Annotated in this window: 15 protein-coding genes; 9 read left to right on the forward strand and 6 right to left on the reverse strand. The window is 41.5% G+C overall.

Annotated features, from left to right (window positions below; translation table 11 throughout):
* Positions 1-18: 18 nt before the first annotated feature.
* Positions 19-477: a DsrE family protein gene (locus ACYVNW_RS12190; protein ID WP_460680145.1), complete on the reverse strand. Its 459-nt coding sequence runs from the start codon at positions 475-477 to the stop codon at positions 19-21.
* A 26-nt stretch (positions 478-503) separates the two neighbouring features.
* A complete protein-coding gene (locus tag ACYVNW_RS12195) occupies positions 504-1,586 on the reverse strand; it encodes a c-type cytochrome (protein WP_460680146.1) in 1,083 nt (360 codons plus the stop codon).
* 267 nt (positions 1,587-1,853) lie between these two features.
* Between ACYVNW_RS12195 and ACYVNW_RS12200 the strand changes: the two genes are divergently transcribed.
* Positions 1,854-2,246, forward strand: coding sequence for a YidH family protein (locus ACYVNW_RS12200; protein WP_460680147.1), 393 nt, complete (start codon positions 1,854-1,856; stop codon positions 2,244-2,246).
* A gap of 16 nt (positions 2,247-2,262) precedes the next feature.
* Here the strand turns inward: ACYVNW_RS12200 and ACYVNW_RS12205 are convergent, their stop codons facing one another.
* From ACYVNW_RS12205 to ACYVNW_RS12220, 4 genes are all read right to left on the reverse strand, one after another.
* Complete coding sequence (locus ACYVNW_RS12205; RefSeq protein WP_460680148.1) at positions 2,263-3,348, reverse strand: efflux RND transporter periplasmic adaptor subunit; 1,086 nt, start codon at positions 3,346-3,348, stop codon at positions 2,263-2,265.
* 5 nt (positions 3,349-3,353) lie between these two features.
* Entirely contained in the window at positions 3,354-6,596 is a 3,243-nt protein-coding gene (locus tag ACYVNW_RS12210; RefSeq protein ID WP_460680149.1) for an efflux RND transporter permease subunit, read from the reverse strand.
* An 8-nt stretch (positions 6,597-6,604) separates the two neighbouring features.
* On the reverse strand, positions 6,605-7,996 hold the full coding sequence (locus ACYVNW_RS12215; protein WP_460680150.1) for a TolC family protein: 1,392 nt from the start codon (positions 7,994-7,996) through the stop codon (positions 6,605-6,607).
* Between the two features lie 89 nt (positions 7,997-8,085).
* The gene (locus ACYVNW_RS12220) at positions 8,086-8,448 is read right to left on the reverse strand and encodes a hypothetical protein (RefSeq protein WP_460680151.1); all 363 of its coding nucleotides are present in this window, start codon (positions 8,446-8,448) and stop codon (positions 8,086-8,088) included.
* Between the two features lie 581 nt (positions 8,449-9,029).
* Here ACYVNW_RS12220 and ACYVNW_RS12225 point away from each other — a divergent pair.
* The 8 genes from ACYVNW_RS12225 to ACYVNW_RS12260 all read left to right on the forward strand — a co-directional run bounded on the left by ACYVNW_RS12225 (position 9,030) and on the right by ACYVNW_RS12260 (position 16,709).
* On the forward strand, positions 9,030-10,331 hold the full coding sequence (locus ACYVNW_RS12225; RefSeq protein ID WP_460680152.1) for an ABC transporter ATP-binding protein: 1,302 nt from the start codon (positions 9,030-9,032) through the stop codon (positions 10,329-10,331).
* A 16-nt stretch (positions 10,332-10,347) separates the two neighbouring features.
* On the forward strand, positions 10,348-11,205 hold the full coding sequence (locus tag ACYVNW_RS12230; RefSeq protein ID WP_460680153.1) for an alpha-1,2-fucosyltransferase: 858 nt from the start codon (positions 10,348-10,350) through the stop codon (positions 11,203-11,205).
* Complete coding sequence (locus ACYVNW_RS12235; RefSeq protein ID WP_460680154.1) at positions 11,190-12,104, forward strand: glycosyltransferase family 2 protein; 915 nt, start codon at positions 11,190-11,192, stop codon at positions 12,102-12,104. Before ACYVNW_RS12230 ends, ACYVNW_RS12235 begins: the two co-directional genes overlap by 16 nt.
* A complete protein-coding gene (locus ACYVNW_RS12240) occupies positions 12,091-12,960 on the forward strand; it encodes a glycosyltransferase family 2 protein (protein WP_460680155.1) in 870 nt (289 codons plus the stop codon). The genes ACYVNW_RS12235 and ACYVNW_RS12240 overlap by 14 nt, the downstream gene beginning before the upstream one ends.
* 3 nt (positions 12,961-12,963) lie before the next feature.
* Entirely contained in the window at positions 12,964-14,076 is a 1,113-nt protein-coding gene (locus ACYVNW_RS12245) for a glycosyltransferase WbsX family protein (protein WP_460680156.1), read from the forward strand.
* A gap of 193 nt (positions 14,077-14,269) precedes the next feature.
* Positions 14,270-15,202, forward strand: coding sequence for a hypothetical protein (locus ACYVNW_RS12250; RefSeq protein WP_460680157.1), 933 nt, complete (start codon positions 14,270-14,272; stop codon positions 15,200-15,202).
* Positions 15,148-15,957, forward strand: coding sequence for an FkbM family methyltransferase (locus tag ACYVNW_RS12255; protein ID WP_460680158.1), 810 nt, complete (start codon positions 15,148-15,150; stop codon positions 15,955-15,957). The genes ACYVNW_RS12250 and ACYVNW_RS12255 overlap by 55 nt, the downstream gene beginning before the upstream one ends.
* Complete coding sequence (locus tag ACYVNW_RS12260; RefSeq protein ID WP_460680159.1) at positions 15,957-16,709, forward strand: DUF5672 family protein; 753 nt, start codon at positions 15,957-15,959, stop codon at positions 16,707-16,709. The genes ACYVNW_RS12255 and ACYVNW_RS12260 overlap by 1 nt, the downstream gene beginning before the upstream one ends.
* The last annotated feature ends 1 nt before the right edge of the window (position 16,710 follow it).

Consider the following 16,710-nt stretch of genomic DNA (forward strand, 5'->3'; position numbering starts at 1 on the left):
ATAAAATTCCCCCCCATGTTAAGGATGAACAGTGGCCCAGCCTTCGTACTGGCGCAAAATAATTTCTCCGTTGCCACTGGGCACATAAGATATAAAATCGAACAGTGTGCCTTTATCAATATTACGTTCTTTAACTGTGTTGCTGCATTGTGCCAGTATCACACCTTTGGCTTGCAGGTCTTTAAGCGTTTGTTCGAAAGGGCCGGTTTTCTGGTAAGTTGCTACGCCATCTCCGAAAGCAATCAGCTCGACATGAAGCTTGCCTTTCAGCCTAGGATCTTCCAGCGCATTATTCAGGTTACGAAGAGTAGCCCTGATCCTTTTTTCATCATTGGAATTGATAATGTACAGCGCATTGTATGATTTCAACTTTGGCTGAGCACCGGTAAACGCGGCAGGATTAGTGGTTTGTGCAATGGCGGGTTTGAACACCAGCATGGCGGTTACAATGGCAAGTGCCTGAATTAACTTTTTCATGATTTTGAGAATTGATGATTAATAGATTATGATTTTTTATGAGCTGCTTTTATAGGTTGAAAGGGGCCGTATTTATGCTGCTTCTCACTAAAGCGGTCAGCATATGGGCCAAAGGGAAAATCAACCGGTTTTTTACTGATATCTTTCCAGTCATGCTGCTGATTTTTGTGAGGCCGGGGCTGGGAGTTAACAAAAGCTGCAATATCCCAGGCTTCTTCATTGGTTAACTGTGGGTTCTGGTAAGAAGCGCCATAGGGCATATTATTTTTGATGTAACCTGCAAAATTTGATATGCGGTACAAGCCAGCTCCGTCATTATAACTGTGCCCGCCCCATAGCGGCGGATAGGTGTATGACTTTTTATCTGCAGCCCATGTACCTTCTCCGTTAGTGCCATGGCAGGTAACGCATTTGGCCTGGTACAGTATAGCGCCTTTTGCAGCATTGGCAGCCCTGTTGAGGTAAGGTAGTTTCTCCAATCCTGCTCCGTTTGGAGTAGTTCCTTTTTTCACATTTGCGCCTAAGAACTTCATATAGGCCACTATAGCTTTCATTTCTTTGCCCGTGCTATCTGGTGCATTACCGTTAAGGCTTCTTTCAAAGCAGTCGGAAACTCGTTTCACTATTGTTTCTTTTGTTCCGGAACGTGCCCGGAATTTAGGATAGGTAGAAAAAACGGCAGCATAGTTGTTCCCCCAAAATTTTGTACCTGCATCCAGATGGCAGTTCTGGCAATTCATTCCATTCGAAATTTGCGCCACCATCCCCTTAGGGCCGAGATATAAACTGGTATGGGCAATCAGGTTCCGGCCGTATGCAATCATCTTGCCTTCGTTGCCGGCAGGAATTACGCTTTCATCCGGGGCTTTCCAGTCAGCCACCTGTTTTTGCGGGGATGTTAATGACGCAACGGTTTGGTTACTATTGCCCGAGGATGGAGGCAATATCCGAAGCCCTGAATTAACAGCTAAAGTATTTTCCGGGTTTTTGGTAAGCAGAAAAGCAATGGCAACCATACAGGCAACCAAAAGCAGCGTTAAGAAAATTACATATCTGGTTATTTTAACCCAAGACTTTACGCCCTCTTTTGCTTGCTGATGATTTTCCATTTACTGATAGTGCTTTTGAATTAACATTCCAAAAGTACTGGCTTAAAGCGCTGTATTTTCATCACAACTTCTTATTAATCATAACCACAAGTTATGATTATCATACAACAACTTATAAGTTTAACCTTGTACCTGTTTAAAGCTAACCATTATAAATTAACATCAGCAATTTGAAATCAAACACTTGTATTTACCTGCTGTTAGATAAATATTTGAATCAGTTTACGCTGTTCAGTGTTTACCCTAATGAGTTAAGCCATAGCAAAAATGAGTGAACATGTAAACAAGCAGGAAGCAGTAACCAATGTAAGCGACCACTTAGCCAATGAGCGAACCTTTCTGGCCTGGATACGGACAAGTATTGCACTAATGGGTTTTGGCTTTGTAGTAGTTAAATTCTCTTTATTTGTTAAGCAGCTTTCGTTTGCAATTACAGACCAGATTGTGCTGCCCAGCAAGGGGTTTTCTGCTGCCATCGGCATTACCCTTGTTGCCATTGGCGCTGCTATTGCTCTTTTGGGTTATCTGCGTTATCGTCATATCGAGAAGCAATTACTCAACAACGCCTATTACCCGTCATTCGGACTGTCAATGTTACTTACAGCCGCTATTGTACTGGTTAGTTTACTTTTACTCTGGTATCTGCTTCCTAATGTTTAACCTTTAGTTACGGTTGTTATTTAATAATTTGCCCCTCTTTTAACTCCTCCCCGGCATGTAGCACAATCCGGTCACCTGCTTTAAGGTTACCGAAAACTTCTGTGGACTGCTCGCCGGCTATGCCTTCTTTTACGTCAGCGTACACAGCTTTCCCATTAATCACTTTAACTACGTATTGCCTTTCTGTTGACCTGATGATCGCACTATTGGGTACTAACAAAGACTTAGAACCTAACAGAAGCGGTATCTTTACCTCGCCATACATCCCCGGCTTCAACAGCTGATTTCCGTTGGGTACATCCACCTCAATGGCTTCAGAGCGTTGGGAACCTAAAGCATTGGAAGATCGGCTGATACGCGCTTTGTTCTCCTGCCCTGGCAATGCATTGAAAACAAACGATACCGGCTGTTGCAAATCAACTTTATCTACATAATTTTCAGGTATCATTACCTCCAACCGCAGCTTGCGTGTATCCTGTAACACCAGCATCGGCTGGTCTGTAGATTTGCCCGGGCCCACCAAGGCTCCGGCCGAAACATTGCGCTGCACAATAGTGCCGTCAAACGGTGCGCGGATACGGAGGTAATCCTGCACATCGCTCACCGAGGTGGCATTTGATTTTTCAGATAATGCCACAGCCTCATCGGCCTTCATTTTAGATAAAGCATTATCCAGATCGAGCGGCGATACGGCCCCTTCTTCTTTGGCAGCCTCTTTCAGCCTGCGGTACTTTTCGCGGCTGGCATTTGCAGTTTCCTGCGCCTGCAAATACCTGGCCTGTGCAGATTGCGCCTGCGATGCCATTTCTGGCGCTTCTAATACCGCCAACAACTGGCCTTTGTGTACAATTGAGCCCCGGTCTACATAAATCTGCTTTATAAAGCTGTTGATTTTGGCAAAGATGTTTACCTCGTTAAACGGCTTAAGCTGCCCGGGCAACCGCACATAGCTTAACATGGCTTTTTCAGATACTGTACCGATTTCAAATTTACTTTCGGCATCTGCTTTTTTTGCTGTTAAATCAACCGGCTTTTCCGGGCCCGAACAACTGTATAGGGTAAACAATAAGGCTGAAATAGTTATAGTGAATATACGTTTCATGATTTTTATTCTTCAATTAAAATGAGGTCTTCGGTTGGTTTTTCAGGCATCAGAGAGGGTGAACTATATGTAGTCTTATTTTGCACCCAGGCAAATATCAATGGTAAAATAAACAGGGCGGCAATGGTAGAGGCAAACAGCCCTCCAATTACAGCTCTGCCCAGTGGGGCTGATTGTTCGCCTGCTTCTCCCAAGCCTGAAGCCATAGGGATCATCCCTGCAATCATGGCCAAACTGGTCATCAAAATAGGGCGTAAACGGATGGAGGCGCTGGTTACGGCTGCACGGGTGGCATCCTGATAATCGAGCCGTAATTTTTCGGCATTGGTTACAATTAATATGGCATTGGCCACCGATACCCCTACCGACATAATCATGCCCATATAGCTCTGCAGGTTTAGGGTGGAACCGGTAATCAGCAAAGCTGTGATAGAACCTAATACCACCGCAGGTACGGTAGACAATACCGTAAGCGACAATTTAACCGACTGGTAATTAGCTGCCAGCAACAGAAAAATAACCAGGATGGCAAATAACAACCCATTTTGTAAGCTGGACAAGGTATCGGTTAATAAACTCGACATACCCTGCACCTGTGTGACAATGCCTTTCGGAGGCACACCTAATGATTTTACTGCTTTCTGTACTGCTGAGGTAGCTGTACCTAAATCTTTGTGATGGATGTTTGCGCTCACCGTCAGGTACCTGCGTGGCCCCATGCGGTCATACTCGCCCGGAACGTAAACAGTTTTGAAATCGGCTACGTCGTCTAATACAGGGCTGCTTTGCCCTTTAACCAATGGAATTTCACGAATTTCATCCATATTATTCATTACATATTCCGGAATTTGCACCTGCACCTGGTAGGTGTTGGAGGCTTTTTCATCTAACCACTGGTTTTTTTCTGAAAAGCGGCTGGATGAGGTACTTGCGGTAACCGAACGGGAAATTTCACTTACAGTTAAACCCATTTGGGCAAGTTTAAGCCGGTCTAAAGTGATTTTTACTACCGGAAACTTCAGTGGCTGATTGATTTGCACATCGCGCAAGTAAGGGACCTGTTTCAATTTATCCACTAGTTTGTTGCTATATGCCTCAATCTGATCCATATCCTTACCCGCAACAGTTACCTCTATTGGTGTTGCCGCTCCCTGACTCATGATTTTTTCAGTCATGTCAATAGGTTCAAAAGTCACCCGGAGTTCAGGCAACGCGTAGGCAATGTTCTTGCGCAGGGCTTCTTTGAAATCATCCATGTTCACATGATATTCGGCATCTAAATTAACTTGCAGTATAGCCTCGTGCGTGCCTGTATTGAATACATACAGGTTACTTACCCCGTAACTGCTGGGTATCAATCCCACATAACCAGAACTGATAGCCACATGATGATCAGAGGTACTGTCAATAATTTGCAGCACCTGTTTCAACTTGGCTTCTGTACGTTCCAAACGGGTTCCGTCTGGTTCTTTTATCCGTATTTGGAACTGCCCGTTATTAAGTTTGGGCATCATATCTTTACCAATAATGATAAACCCCACCAAAGCCAAGGCCAGTACGCCCAACAGGTATGCCGGCACAATCCATTTTTTGTTGGGCATCCATTTGTTAAGCACATTCATAAAACGCAATTTAATGCGTTCAAAAAAGTCATTGCCTTCCGGGTGTTGAGTTTCTTCCCTGAGATGGTTCTTTACTTGTTTCTCCTCCTGGTTGTCCAATGTTTCGCCGGCATGGGCATGCAGTTGGTCATGATGGTAATGCTGGTATTGTTCCGCCTTAATCATCCAGTTACTCAATATGGGCACTAAGGTTTGTGCAATAATGTAAGAGACAATCATGGTTAAGCCAATAGCCAGCGAAAGCGGCAGGAACATGGCTTTAGGCACCCCCGTCATCATAAATGATGGCGCAAATACGGCCAGTATACAGAGCAAAATGAGCAGTAATGGAAATGAGATCTCCTCGCAGGCATCAAAGATAGCCAGCTTTTTACTTTTGCCCATTTCCAAGTGCTGGTGTATATTTTCAATGGTTACCGTGGCCTGGTCAACTAATATACCAATGGCCAAGGCCAGCCCGCTCAGCGTCATGATGTTAATGGTTTGACCGAAGAAGCCCAATAGCATTACACCAATCAGAATAGATACCGGAATGGTGATTACCACAATTAAACTGCTGCGCCAGTCGCGCAAAAAGAGCAGCACCATCAGACCGGTAAGTAAAGCACCCAGCCCCCCCTCGGTAAGCAAGCTTTTTACGGCGTTAATTACAAATACCGACTGGTCAAACTCGTAAGATACTTTAACATCGTCGGGCAACAGGCTTTGAATATCAGGCAGCTTACTTTTCAGGGCCTGCACTACGGCCCAGGTCGAAGCATCGGCAGTTTTAACGGCCGGTATATATACCGAGCGTTTGCCATTAATCAGCGCATAGCTAACGGTGACATCAGCACCGTCTGACACACGGGCCACATCTTTTACAAATACCGGGTTGCCGTTTTTGGTAACCACCGGTATGTTGCCAAAGTCTTCTACCTGGCCAATCAGGGAGTTCATGGTGGTTACATACATGGTATTGTCCATACGCAGATTTCCTGATGGCGACATCACATTGTACTTGGCCAGTGCGCCCACCACTTCATCGGGCGTAAGGTTGTAACTGCGCAATTTGCTTGGATCTACATTGATAATAACCGACCGGGAGTTGGCACCGAATGGCGGTGGCGCCGAGAGGCCGGCTACTGATGAAAACATTGGCCTAACCCGCGTGGTAGCCAAATCGTAAATATCCTTCAGGCTTCTGGTTTTAGAAGATAGCACCAATTGGCCTACAGGCAGTGATGAAGCATCAAACCGAAGCACTTGTGGCGGCAGGGCTCCGGGCGGAAAAAACTTCATGGCCCGGTTCACCTGCAAAGCTACCTGGGCCGAAGCTTCGCCCATATCTGTTCCTTCGTAAAAGCTGAGCTTTAATAAGGTTAAACCCTGGATGTTTTTACTGGTAATGGATTTGATACCGTTTACATACAAAAACTGATCTTGCAAACGCGTAGAAAAGAATCCTTCCATTTGCTGTGGCGACATCCCGCCGTATGACTCAATTACATACATGGTAGGCATATTGAGCTGCGGAAAAATATCAATAGGTATTTTTATTGCACTGAGTACCGAAAAGATAAGTAAACTGATGGTGATGATCACCGTAGTAACCGGCCTTTTCAGTGCAGAGGTAACCATGGACATATCTGTATTTAATTTAAAAGGTTGATAACTGTGTTTACTTGGTTCTCGGTCACCGCTTTTTGGAAAAGGGCCTCCATATAGCCGTATTTGGCAGATATTAAATCTACCTCTGCCCTGTAAAGCAGGCTTAACGCTGCGTTAAGCTCTATTACATCGGTTAAACCGCTTTTGTATAAAGAGAACTTTTGCCGGTAAGCCGCATTGGCCGCTTTAAGTTGCCGGGGTATTTCCTGCAGGCGCTCCATGGCGGTAGCCACATTGGCATCGGCCTGAGTTGCGCTGGCCGCCAGTAAAACTTTCTGTTCATTTAATTTGGCAAGCGCATACTGGGTGTTTACCTTTTGGGTATTTAACTTTAACTGCCTGCGCTTTAAATCAAACAAATTATAAGTAATCCCCACTCCAACTAAATAATTCTCCCGCTGAAAGCCCCAGCCGTTATGCAGGCTGGTGAAACCGTTATTGGCATCCAGGCTGGCCGCCCTGCCCCAGGCGGCTGCCTGTAATAATATTTTAGGGTTATAGCTTTTCTTTACCAAATCTTCGCGCTGCAGGCTATTGTTGTACAATGATTGATAGTATCGAATAACCGGATGGTTCAACGTATCTGCATAAAACAGGCGGTGTTCTGCTGACTGGCTGAATAACCGTGTTTCTGAAGTAGTATCGGGCATGATGTTTTCATAAGGCAGACCACTCACGGCAGACAGCTTAAGTTGGATTTGCTTTGCCTGATTTTTCAGTTCAATATAATTGAGGCGTGATTTGGACAGCTCGGCTTCTGCAATACTGGTATCCACACCCGCTCTGATACCGCTACGGGCCAGCGCACGTATAGACCGCCTGATTTCTGTGTTTCGATCTATGTTTCTTTGCTGTACTGTAAGAAACTCCTGCAATCGGAGCAACTGCAGGTAATTATCAATGGCATACGCCTGAAGGTTATATTTTGATGTGGCAAATTGCCGTTGCTGTAAGGCAATATCTGCCTGGGCTACTTTGTTTTGCGCTTTGTAAGCTCCAAAATTGTAAAGTTCCATATCAAATGCCGCTATGCCCAAATTGGCCAGCACGGCGGTAGTATTGCTTTCATCGCGCACACCCCGGTTGTTGGAGGGCACTATACCGTAGCTGAAATAGGGGCCACCTACGTTATTGTTGGTACCCAGGTTAGCCTGGTAATTTAACTTTAAATTAGGCAGCCAGTTATGGGCTGTTTCCTGCGCCTGGGCTTCTTTGATGAGGATAATGGTAGAATCTGTACCCAGGGTAGGCGCATTTTTAGCAACCTGGACAAGCAGTGCTTTTAATGAAATATAATTAGCTGGCGCTTGCGCATATATGGTACCGGTAACCAATAGCAAGAATGCCAGGCACCAACCATGTTTAAAACGTGGCATTAGTAAGATTTTTGAGGAAATGAAAAATTAATTTACAGCGAAACTGTAAGCTACATCAGGCTATCGCCTGGGTTTGAAAGAAAAGAAGTTCAGATTGTAAGCTGCCGGGTAAGCAAATAAAGGGGCCGCGTATGGACACAGGTTTGCCATTGCTGGTAATGGCGTCTAAATCTATTACCGTTTAAAACGAAAAGTAAGGGGAACAGGTAAATTAAAAGTGCCTGAAAGCTAAAGGTAAATTGTTTGGCTTTGTCTCTTAACTGTGCCCGAATTGAAATAGATTTGGCAGTAGCTTCTTCTAAAAACTCGGGTTTACGTTTAGCAAAAACTTTGGCCATCAAACTGTTTTCCTGAGCACCATCACCGAGCCTGTCATAAACACTAAACCCCACGAAAGGCTTGGCAATAAATAATATTGCTGCAATGGCTAACAGAAGTTTGTAAGTTTTCAACCGGCGCACTTGTTAATGACTTTTGTTTTAACGATTAAAGTTGACAAGATTTCATGTGAATATGTTGGTGTAACACAAATGTTGCACTAATGTTGACTTATTCCTTTTTACGTAAATTTAGATTACGCGATTTGACATATAGATTAACCCTGAGTATCCATCAGATAAAAAAACGGACTGTCAACTCACGCGTATTGTTGCTTATGTTTATGCTTAATTAACTTAACATAACATAGGCGCTATCCCTCTTTGTATAATGTCTAAGTTGCCATGCCAGTTTGTTGCCTGGCTGCTATCTTACAACCTGTGCTTCTGTAAACGGAGAATCATTCAGTAAAATTTAATGCCTTGATATGGCAAATTTGTTATTATAAATCATCAGGCAACTGTCTGCAATAACCAGGTAAACCACAGCCGGTTATTAATAAACTTCTTTCAACATTTCACAAAAAGGGTTAACTTAGAGATTTAATATCCCTTATTCAGCAGCATTATAAAAGTGCTGACACATAATAAGTTAGCCACAAAATTGTGATTTACGCGGCGAAGCCATGCCCGATAAGCAATAACAAACCCCGTACATGCCTCAAGTAATAAAAGTTGAAAACTTGTCGAAAGCCTATCAACTTGGGTATTTTGGTACAGGTACCCTATCCCGCGATTTGGAAAGGTATTGGTCGAAAATACGGGGTAAGGAAGATCCGTTTATTAAAATTGGTGAAACCAATGATCGTACGGTAAAAGGAGAAAGCGATATTATCTGGAGCCTTAAGGATGTCAGCTTCGATATTGAACAGGGCGATGCGGTAGGAATAATAGGAAGAAACGGTGCCGGTAAAAGTACTTTATTAAAAATATTAAGCCGGGTAACCGCTCCTACTACAGGTTCTTTAAAAGTAAAAGGGCGTATTGCCAGTTTGCTTGAAGTAGGCACAGGCTTTCACCCCGAACTTAGCGGCCGTGAAAACATATTTCTTAACGGCGCTATACTGGGTATGCGCAAAGCCGAACTGAAGCGGAAGTTTGACGAAATTGTAGACTTTTCTGGCGTAGAGCGCTATATTGACACTCCGGTTAAACGTTATTCATCGGGTATGTATGTACGCCTGGCCTTTGCTGTGGCTGCCTACTTAGAGAGCGAAATATTGATTGTGGATGAAGTGCTGGCCGTAGGAGACACCGAGTTTCAGAAGAAGTGCCTTGGCAAAATGAATGAGGTAAGCAAGGGGGAAGGCAGAACTGTGCTTTTTGTAAGTCATAATTTAGAAGCAGTAAGAAAGTTGTGTAAAACCGGCATTGTTTTAGAAAAAGGCAATGTGAATTTTATAGGTTCTGCACATTCAGCAATAGACAATTACCTCAGAATTGAGCAGCAGAAAGAAGCAGTGATTCACATCCCGCTACCACAGGATGCTGAAATTTTGCCCTGTTATGCCTATAAAATTCAAATTGAAGATACAGACGGCAATATTTCCAATCAGGTAAATGTGGGTGGTGAGTGGCAGGTGCGTGTTTTTTTTAAGCTAAATAAAGCATCCACCAATTTTATAACTGCCATTGGCCTGGTTACCCATACCGACCTGCCGCTGGTAACCACCTGGAGTAAAAAACGCGATTTAGAAGCCGGTAATTACGAAGCCCTGTTTTCCAATAATCAGCTCATTTTATCGCCCGGAGGGTATACAATTAATTTGGGGCTTTCTATAGAAGAAAGAACCTTTCATTATGTAGAGAACGTGATCAGCTTTACAATTAATGATGTTGCAGCGCCAGAACTAAACCCATCTATCATCAGACTGCAAAATGTGGGGCTGTTACTCAACCCCATGGACGTAGCCATTTCACCTTTGCCAGCACCGGGCAGCATTTCACCTGCTCAATAAAATCTCTGTATTTAAATTGATTGTTGTTAAGTTACAAGGTGGCCTGGGTAATCAAATGTTTCAGTATGCTGCGGCAAAAGGCATAAGCGGCCGGCAACCTGTATATGTTGATTTATCATTTTTAGCACAACAAACCGAAGCTACCGACACTTTTACACCGCGAAAGTTTGAATTGAATCTTTTTTCAAACGCTACCTACACAATAGCCAACAATTTCATCCACGATATTTTTACAGCCAAAAGCTGGTTTTGGAATGGCATGAGGCGCTTATTATTACCTAAAGCCAGCATTACAACCGACGAGACACCCCTATCTTCTTTAACAAGCTCCGCTCCACCAAATTTATATTTAGATGGCTACTTTCAGGATGAGCGGTATTTCAGGCATATTAGAGATATCATTTCAGAGGAATTTACATTCCCTCATTTAAATGAGCGGGATGCACTTTTAGAAAACGAAATTAAAGACAGCCATAATCCGGTAAGCGTTCACATTCGTCGTGGTGATTATCTTAAGCCTGCAGTGGGGGCTTATCACGGCGTACTGCCTGTTAAATATTATGAAGATGCAGCAGCCGTTATTGAACAGCAAATTACATCGCCCAGCTACTTCATTTTTTCTGATGATATTCACTGGTGCCATGAGCATTTATCATGTTTTAACCATGGCCGCTTTATTTCTGCCAATAGCCGCGAAAGCTGGGTGGATATGTATTTGATGACGCTTTGCCGGCACCATATTATTGCCAACAGCAGTTATAGCTGGTGGGGCGCCTGGTTAAGCAAACACCCTAAAAAAGTAGTGATTGCACCTGAAAAATGGTTCAGCAATCAAACTTCAAACATCGTTCCCGAGCAATGGATCAGCCTTTGATATCTGTTGTGATGCCCGCTTTCAATGCAGCCTTATATATAAGTGAGGCCATTGAAAGTGTGTTGCAGCAAACCTATCAGCATTGGGAACTGCTCATTGTTGATGACGGCTCTGCTGATGATACGCAGGCTGTTGCCTCAAAGTACCTGAGCGATGACAGGGTAAGCTACTTTTATCAACCCAATAAAAAACAGGGTGCAGCGCGCAACCTGGCTATAGCAAACAGCAGAGGCAACTACCTCGCATTTCTTGACGCAGATGACATCTGGTTGCCTGAGAAGTTGCAACTGCAGATGGATATATTACTAAGCCACCCCGAAATCGACCTGCTGTTCTGTCAAGGTTATATGCTTGAAGACAACAAGCTAAGCCCTATGGATGTGGTAGAGAAAAATAATTGGACGATAAAAAACTTCCCGGATTTTATTGCTCAAAATCAAATCCCCATATTATCTGTGTTGGCAAAAAAGTCGGCTATTGTTGCCGCCGGTGCCTTTGACGAACGCATTGCGATACAAAACGCCGAAGATTACCACCTTTGGCTAAAAATGCTGATTAATAGCGCTGTATTTAAATCTACAACCGACAGGGTGTTTAAGTACAGGGTACATTCAAGGCAGTCAACTTATTTGAGTAACAACTTAAGTTTGGCTGTTTATAGTGCAATTGAAGACATATTTTATAGAACAAGTGACATTGACCTGCAAAAAGCAATCATTGTTAAAATTAAGATGCAATTGTTTAACAAAGAGTTGCATCAAAAATCGTTATTAATGATAATGAGCTTCTTACGTTTGAGAAGAAAACGTTTTTATGCTTTTTTGCTAAAATATATTCTCTTCAAACCAGTACCCCTACAGCAGCGAATAGCTTTTAAGATAATAAGTGCATTCATATAAAACAGAAAGTCCCTTAATATCAATAATCGTTCCTTGCTATAATCAGGGCAGGTATTTGAGCGAAAGTTTAAATAGTGTGCTCGGGCAAACTTATACTAATTGGGAATGCATTATTATTAACGATGGTTCCACTGATGATTCAGAGCATATTGTGCAAAATCATCTAACTACAGATAACAGGTTCAAATACATTAAACAAAAAAACGGAGGCTTGTCAAATGCAAGAAACAATGGCATAAAGGCAAGCACAGGCATCTATATTCAGCTTTTAGATGCAGATGACACATTGGAGCCAAACAAGCTTGAGCAGAATTTGAAGGTATATGATTCTGTATCAGAAGCCGAATCAACAATTGTTTATTCAAGCATGCGTTATTTTGAGGATAATGATCCTTCTGATTTAAAAATACTCGGCCGTTCACACTTTATTGCTCACATAGAACTTAAAGAAGATGATAATCATAAAAGTCAGCAAGAACTTTTATTGCAAAAGAATCCCTTTGTAGTTTCAGCACCATTGTATCCTTCAGCAGTATTTGAACGCATTGGCTTGTTTGATGAATCTTTAAAAGCATTAGAAGACTGGGACTTTAATATCAGATGCAGTATTGGGGGGTATAAGTTTCATCATTTTTATGCAAACAGCGCCTTAACTCATATTCGCCTGCACGATAAAAGTATGATGAGAAATCAAAAGCTGCTGGATGAAAATTATTACACCCTTCAACTTCGCTATAGCATTGCCTCCCCAATTATCACTGAAGTCAAACAGCCTTCAATGATAAAAAAGATCATAAAGCAATTCATTCCGCCTATTCTTATACAATTGCTTGTCCCAATAAAAAAACAACTGTAATCTATGGCTTCAAGTAATATCAGAGCTATTGCTTTTTACCTTCCGCAGTTTCATCCTATACCTGAAAATAACAGTTGGTGGGGCACGGGATTTACAGAGTGGACTAATGTGGCCAAAGCTAAACCACTTTTTAAGAAACACGATCAGCCACGTATACCCTCAGAGCTTGGTTTTTATGACCTCAGATTAGCTGAAACCAGAGAAGCTCAGGCTAAAATGGCTGCAGCCTACGGAATTGAAGGTTTTTGCTATTGGCATTACTGGTTTGGTAACGGCAAAACAATTCTTGAAAGACCCTTTGCAGAAGTACTTGCCAGCAAAAGTCCAGATTTCCCTTTTTGCTTGGCTTGGGCAAATGGTTCATGGACTGGCATTTGGCATGGAAGCCCCAAGAAAATATTAATTCAACAAGAATATCCGGGTGTTGAGGACTATACAAACTTTTTTAACTATTTACTCCCTGCTTTTAAAGACGAGCGATACATTACAGTAAATAATAAACCGCTGTTTTGCATCAACGAGCCTAATGATATTCCAGACATTAAATTATTCACTGAAACCTTCAGAAAGCTGGCTAATCAAAATGGATTACCTGGTTTATATATTGTTGCTAACACAGGCAGCGAAGACTGGGATCCAACTCAGCACGGTTGCGATGCTGTGAATCATGTGATGATCGGCAATTTATATAAAGGTTTACCAGTATCAAATCATAAAATGTTTTACAAATTGAAAAATCAATTTATAAAACACCCTGCATTAACCCGAATTTACCGGAAACTTTTGAACCGGCCAGTTCATATTTTTAACTACAGGCAGATTTTACCTTTCCTGATTACACAAAAACAATTGCCATATGATCATTTTCCGTGTGTGATACCTAATTGGGATAACTCACCTCGTTCTGGCATAAATTCTATGATATTAACCAATTCTACACCGCATCTTTTTAGTCAGCACATAAGAGATGCCATTGCAATCATAGAGAATAATGAAGATGAAAAGAAAATTGTATTTCTTAAATCATGGAATGAGTGGGCTGAAGGGAATTATCTGGAACCCGACCTCAAATTTGGCAAGCAATATCTCGAAGCTTTACATGAATGCCTGAAGTAACTGATAAGGCACGAATTTTTATACACTCGCATTTTGCAGCAGATCCGTTTGGACATGGTGGCAACAAGCGAACCAGCCAAATTAAAGGAATTTTACAGCGCTCAACCGAATCGGGTTTAATTAAACATTTTATTTGTTTCCCTGCTGTAAGCTTAAGATTGAGTCATTGTGATTATGCCGCCCACAAGTAAGCATGTTTAATACCCCTGTTTTATTCATAGTTTTCAACAGACCCGCCGAAACCCGGCAGGTGTTTGATCAAATTTGCGAACTCAAGCCCCGGTATCTTTTCATTGCCTCTGATGGGCCTCGCGAAAATCATGTTGCTGATGAGCAACTTTGCCAAGAAGTGCGGAGTATCATAAAACAGATTGACTGGGAATGTGAACTCAAAACCTTATTTCAAAATCAAAACTTAGGATGTGGGGTTGCCCCGGCAACTGCCATAACATGGTTTTTTGAACATGTATCTGCAGGTATAATATTAGAAGATGATGTATTACCGCATCAGTCTTTCTTCTTCTTTTGTGAACAGATGCTGAACTTGTATGAATGCGATGAGCAGATTATGCATATCAGTGGATGTTACTTTTTAGACTCGTTCACTCCAAAGCTGCCTTACAGCCATTATTACACTAAGCATATTCATGTTTGGGGGTGGGCTACTTGGAGGCGGGCTTGGAAATATTATGATTATGAGATCAAATCTTATTCACCAACGCAATCACTCAATTTATTAAAGCAGTACTACGGCAGCTACTACACCTTTTGGCGAGACATTTTTAACCGCATGATGAACAAAGAGGTTGATGCCTGGGATTACCAATGGATGTATATTATATGCAAAGCCAATGGATTGGCAATCAACCCTACAGCAAACTTAACGAAGAATATCGGTTTTAATCAACGCGCCACCCATACGCGCAATCAAGATTCTATATTTACCAAAATACAATTATCATCCGTAACTGAGACTGCTCTGCCAGATACTCACATTACTGATAAACTGAGAGATGATTTATATTACAAATACTTTCTGGACTTTGATTTGCAAACCAGACAAAGCGTATCATGGCGATTGAAAACTTTTTTAAAAAAATTAAAAGCAAAGCTCCGTCGTTTTTAATTGCTGATGATGGACTTTCTTATATGGAACGCTACCGCTTGCGAAAGCTCAGCCGGTTTACGCCTGCCGATATAATATTTTTTGAAAAAAAGTTTAAAATAGGAGACGTATTGACATTTCGTTCATCCTATTATGAAATATTCAAACAGCAGATCTATCACTTTAAAAATTCCAATCCTGATGAAGTCATAATAGATTGTGGAGCAAATATTGGTTTGGCAACAATTTATTTAAAAATGACACATCCAAAGGCACAAGTTATAGCGTTCGAACCAGATCCTGCAATTTTTTCCATTCTACAATACAACATTGAATCATTTGGCTTAAAAGACGTTCTATTAAGAAACGAGGCGGTATCGACTGCCGATAAACATGTAAGTTTTATCTCTGATGGTGGCCATTCGGGTAAAATTATTCAAGAAGCGCTTCAAAATAGAATTGAAGTTAAAGCTGTAAGGTTAAAAACGGTTTTAGCTGGTTATGAATGTATCACTTTTTTAAAAATAGATATTGAAGGCGAAGAAGTAAAAGTAATTCCTGACATAGCAGATCAACTTACAAAAGTTGAGTATATGTTTCTTGAGTATCACTCATATCTAAACCAGACTCAAGAACTTGATACATTACTTACCATCATTCGTAATGCGGGTATGCGGTATTATATTCAAGAAGCAGTTCAAAAAAAACATCCTTTTCTCAACAATGAAATCTTTTTGGGAATGGATCTTTTAGTTAACATCTTTTGCTATCGTTAATGAGTAAAGAAGAGGTTGCAGTAATTATTCCTATCTATAAAAAGCATATAGATCAGGATGAGACTTCTTCATTAAATCAATGCTTAAACGTATTAGGCAGGCACAAAATTATTTTTATATTTCCTCAGAGCCTGGATACTTCTTTTTATAAAAAATATTGTGAAAATCGAATCAAGTATGATGATTATTATTTTGACGATGTCTATTTTAAAGACATCGCTGGTTACAACCGCTTAATGTTGTCAGCACACTTCTACAAACAATTTCTGAAGTACAAATTCATTTTAATTTATCAGCTTGATTCATTTGTTTTTAAAGATGAGTTGAAATTGTGGTGCGACAAAAACTATGATTACATCGGTGCCCCTCAAATTGCCCATACTAACGGCCTTAATGAAATAAGCTTTTTAAAGAACTACACTAAGCTGTTAAACTTAGTAAATAAGCTATTTGGAACTCACTTTAAAGTTAAAAATGTAGGAAATGGTGGATTTTCGCTGCGTAAAACGCAAGCTTGTTATTTTTTAGTTAAATATTTAAAAAGGCAAGTAAAAAATTGGGGAGAAAATAATGAGGATGGCTTTTTTAAATACTGGGGTAATTTACTTTCCCCGTTATTTAAAATACCTGATGATAATGATGCTGCACATTTTGCAATTGAAGCCGAACCTAAAAAGTATCTTTCATATTTAAATAATGAATTACCCTTTGGTTGCCATGCTTATAAAAAATATGATTGGCCCAGCTGGTAAC

The sequence above is a fragment of the Mucilaginibacter koreensis genome, assembly GCF_054783355.1.

What these genes read in the sequence shown, in the direction of transcription:
- ACYVNW_RS12215 (WP_460680150.1), bottom strand. Translation starts at nt 7,996, where the DNA reads ATGCCACGTTTTAAACATGGTTGGTGCCTGGCATTCTTGCTATTGGTT.
- ACYVNW_RS12210 (WP_460680149.1), bottom strand. Translation starts at nt 6,596, where the DNA reads ATGTCCATGGTTACCTCTGCACTGAAAAGGCCGGTTACTACGGTGATC.
- ACYVNW_RS12200 (WP_460680147.1), top strand. Translation starts at nt 1,854, where the DNA reads ATGAGTGAACATGTAAACAAGCAGGAAGCAGTAACCAATGTAAGCGAC.
- ACYVNW_RS12255 (WP_460680158.1), top strand. Translation starts at nt 15,148, where the DNA reads ATGGCGATTGAAAACTTTTTTAAAAAAATTAAAAGCAAAGCTCCGTCG.
- ACYVNW_RS12245 (WP_460680156.1), top strand. Translation starts at nt 12,964, where the DNA reads ATGGCTTCAAGTAATATCAGAGCTATTGCTTTTTACCTTCCGCAGTTT.
- ACYVNW_RS12195 (WP_460680146.1), bottom strand. Translation starts at nt 1,586, where the DNA reads ATGGAAAATCATCAGCAAGCAAAAGAGGGCGTAAAGTCTTGGGTTAAA.
- ACYVNW_RS12205 (WP_460680148.1), bottom strand. Translation starts at nt 3,348, where the DNA reads ATGAAACGTATATTCACTATAACTATTTCAGCCTTATTGTTTACCCTA.
- ACYVNW_RS12235 (WP_460680154.1), top strand. Translation starts at nt 11,190, where the DNA reads ATGGATCAGCCTTTGATATCTGTTGTGATGCCCGCTTTCAATGCAGCC.
- ACYVNW_RS12250 (WP_460680157.1), top strand. Translation starts at nt 14,270, where the DNA reads ATGTTTAATACCCCTGTTTTATTCATAGTTTTCAACAGACCCGCCGAA.
- ACYVNW_RS12190 (WP_460680145.1), bottom strand. Translation starts at nt 477, where the DNA reads ATGAAAAAGTTAATTCAGGCACTTGCCATTGTAACCGCCATGCTGGTG.
- ACYVNW_RS12260 (WP_460680159.1), top strand. Translation starts at nt 15,957, where the DNA reads ATGAGTAAAGAAGAGGTTGCAGTAATTATTCCTATCTATAAAAAGCAT.
- ACYVNW_RS12225 (WP_460680152.1), top strand. Translation starts at nt 9,030, where the DNA reads ATGCCTCAAGTAATAAAAGTTGAAAACTTGTCGAAAGCCTATCAACTT.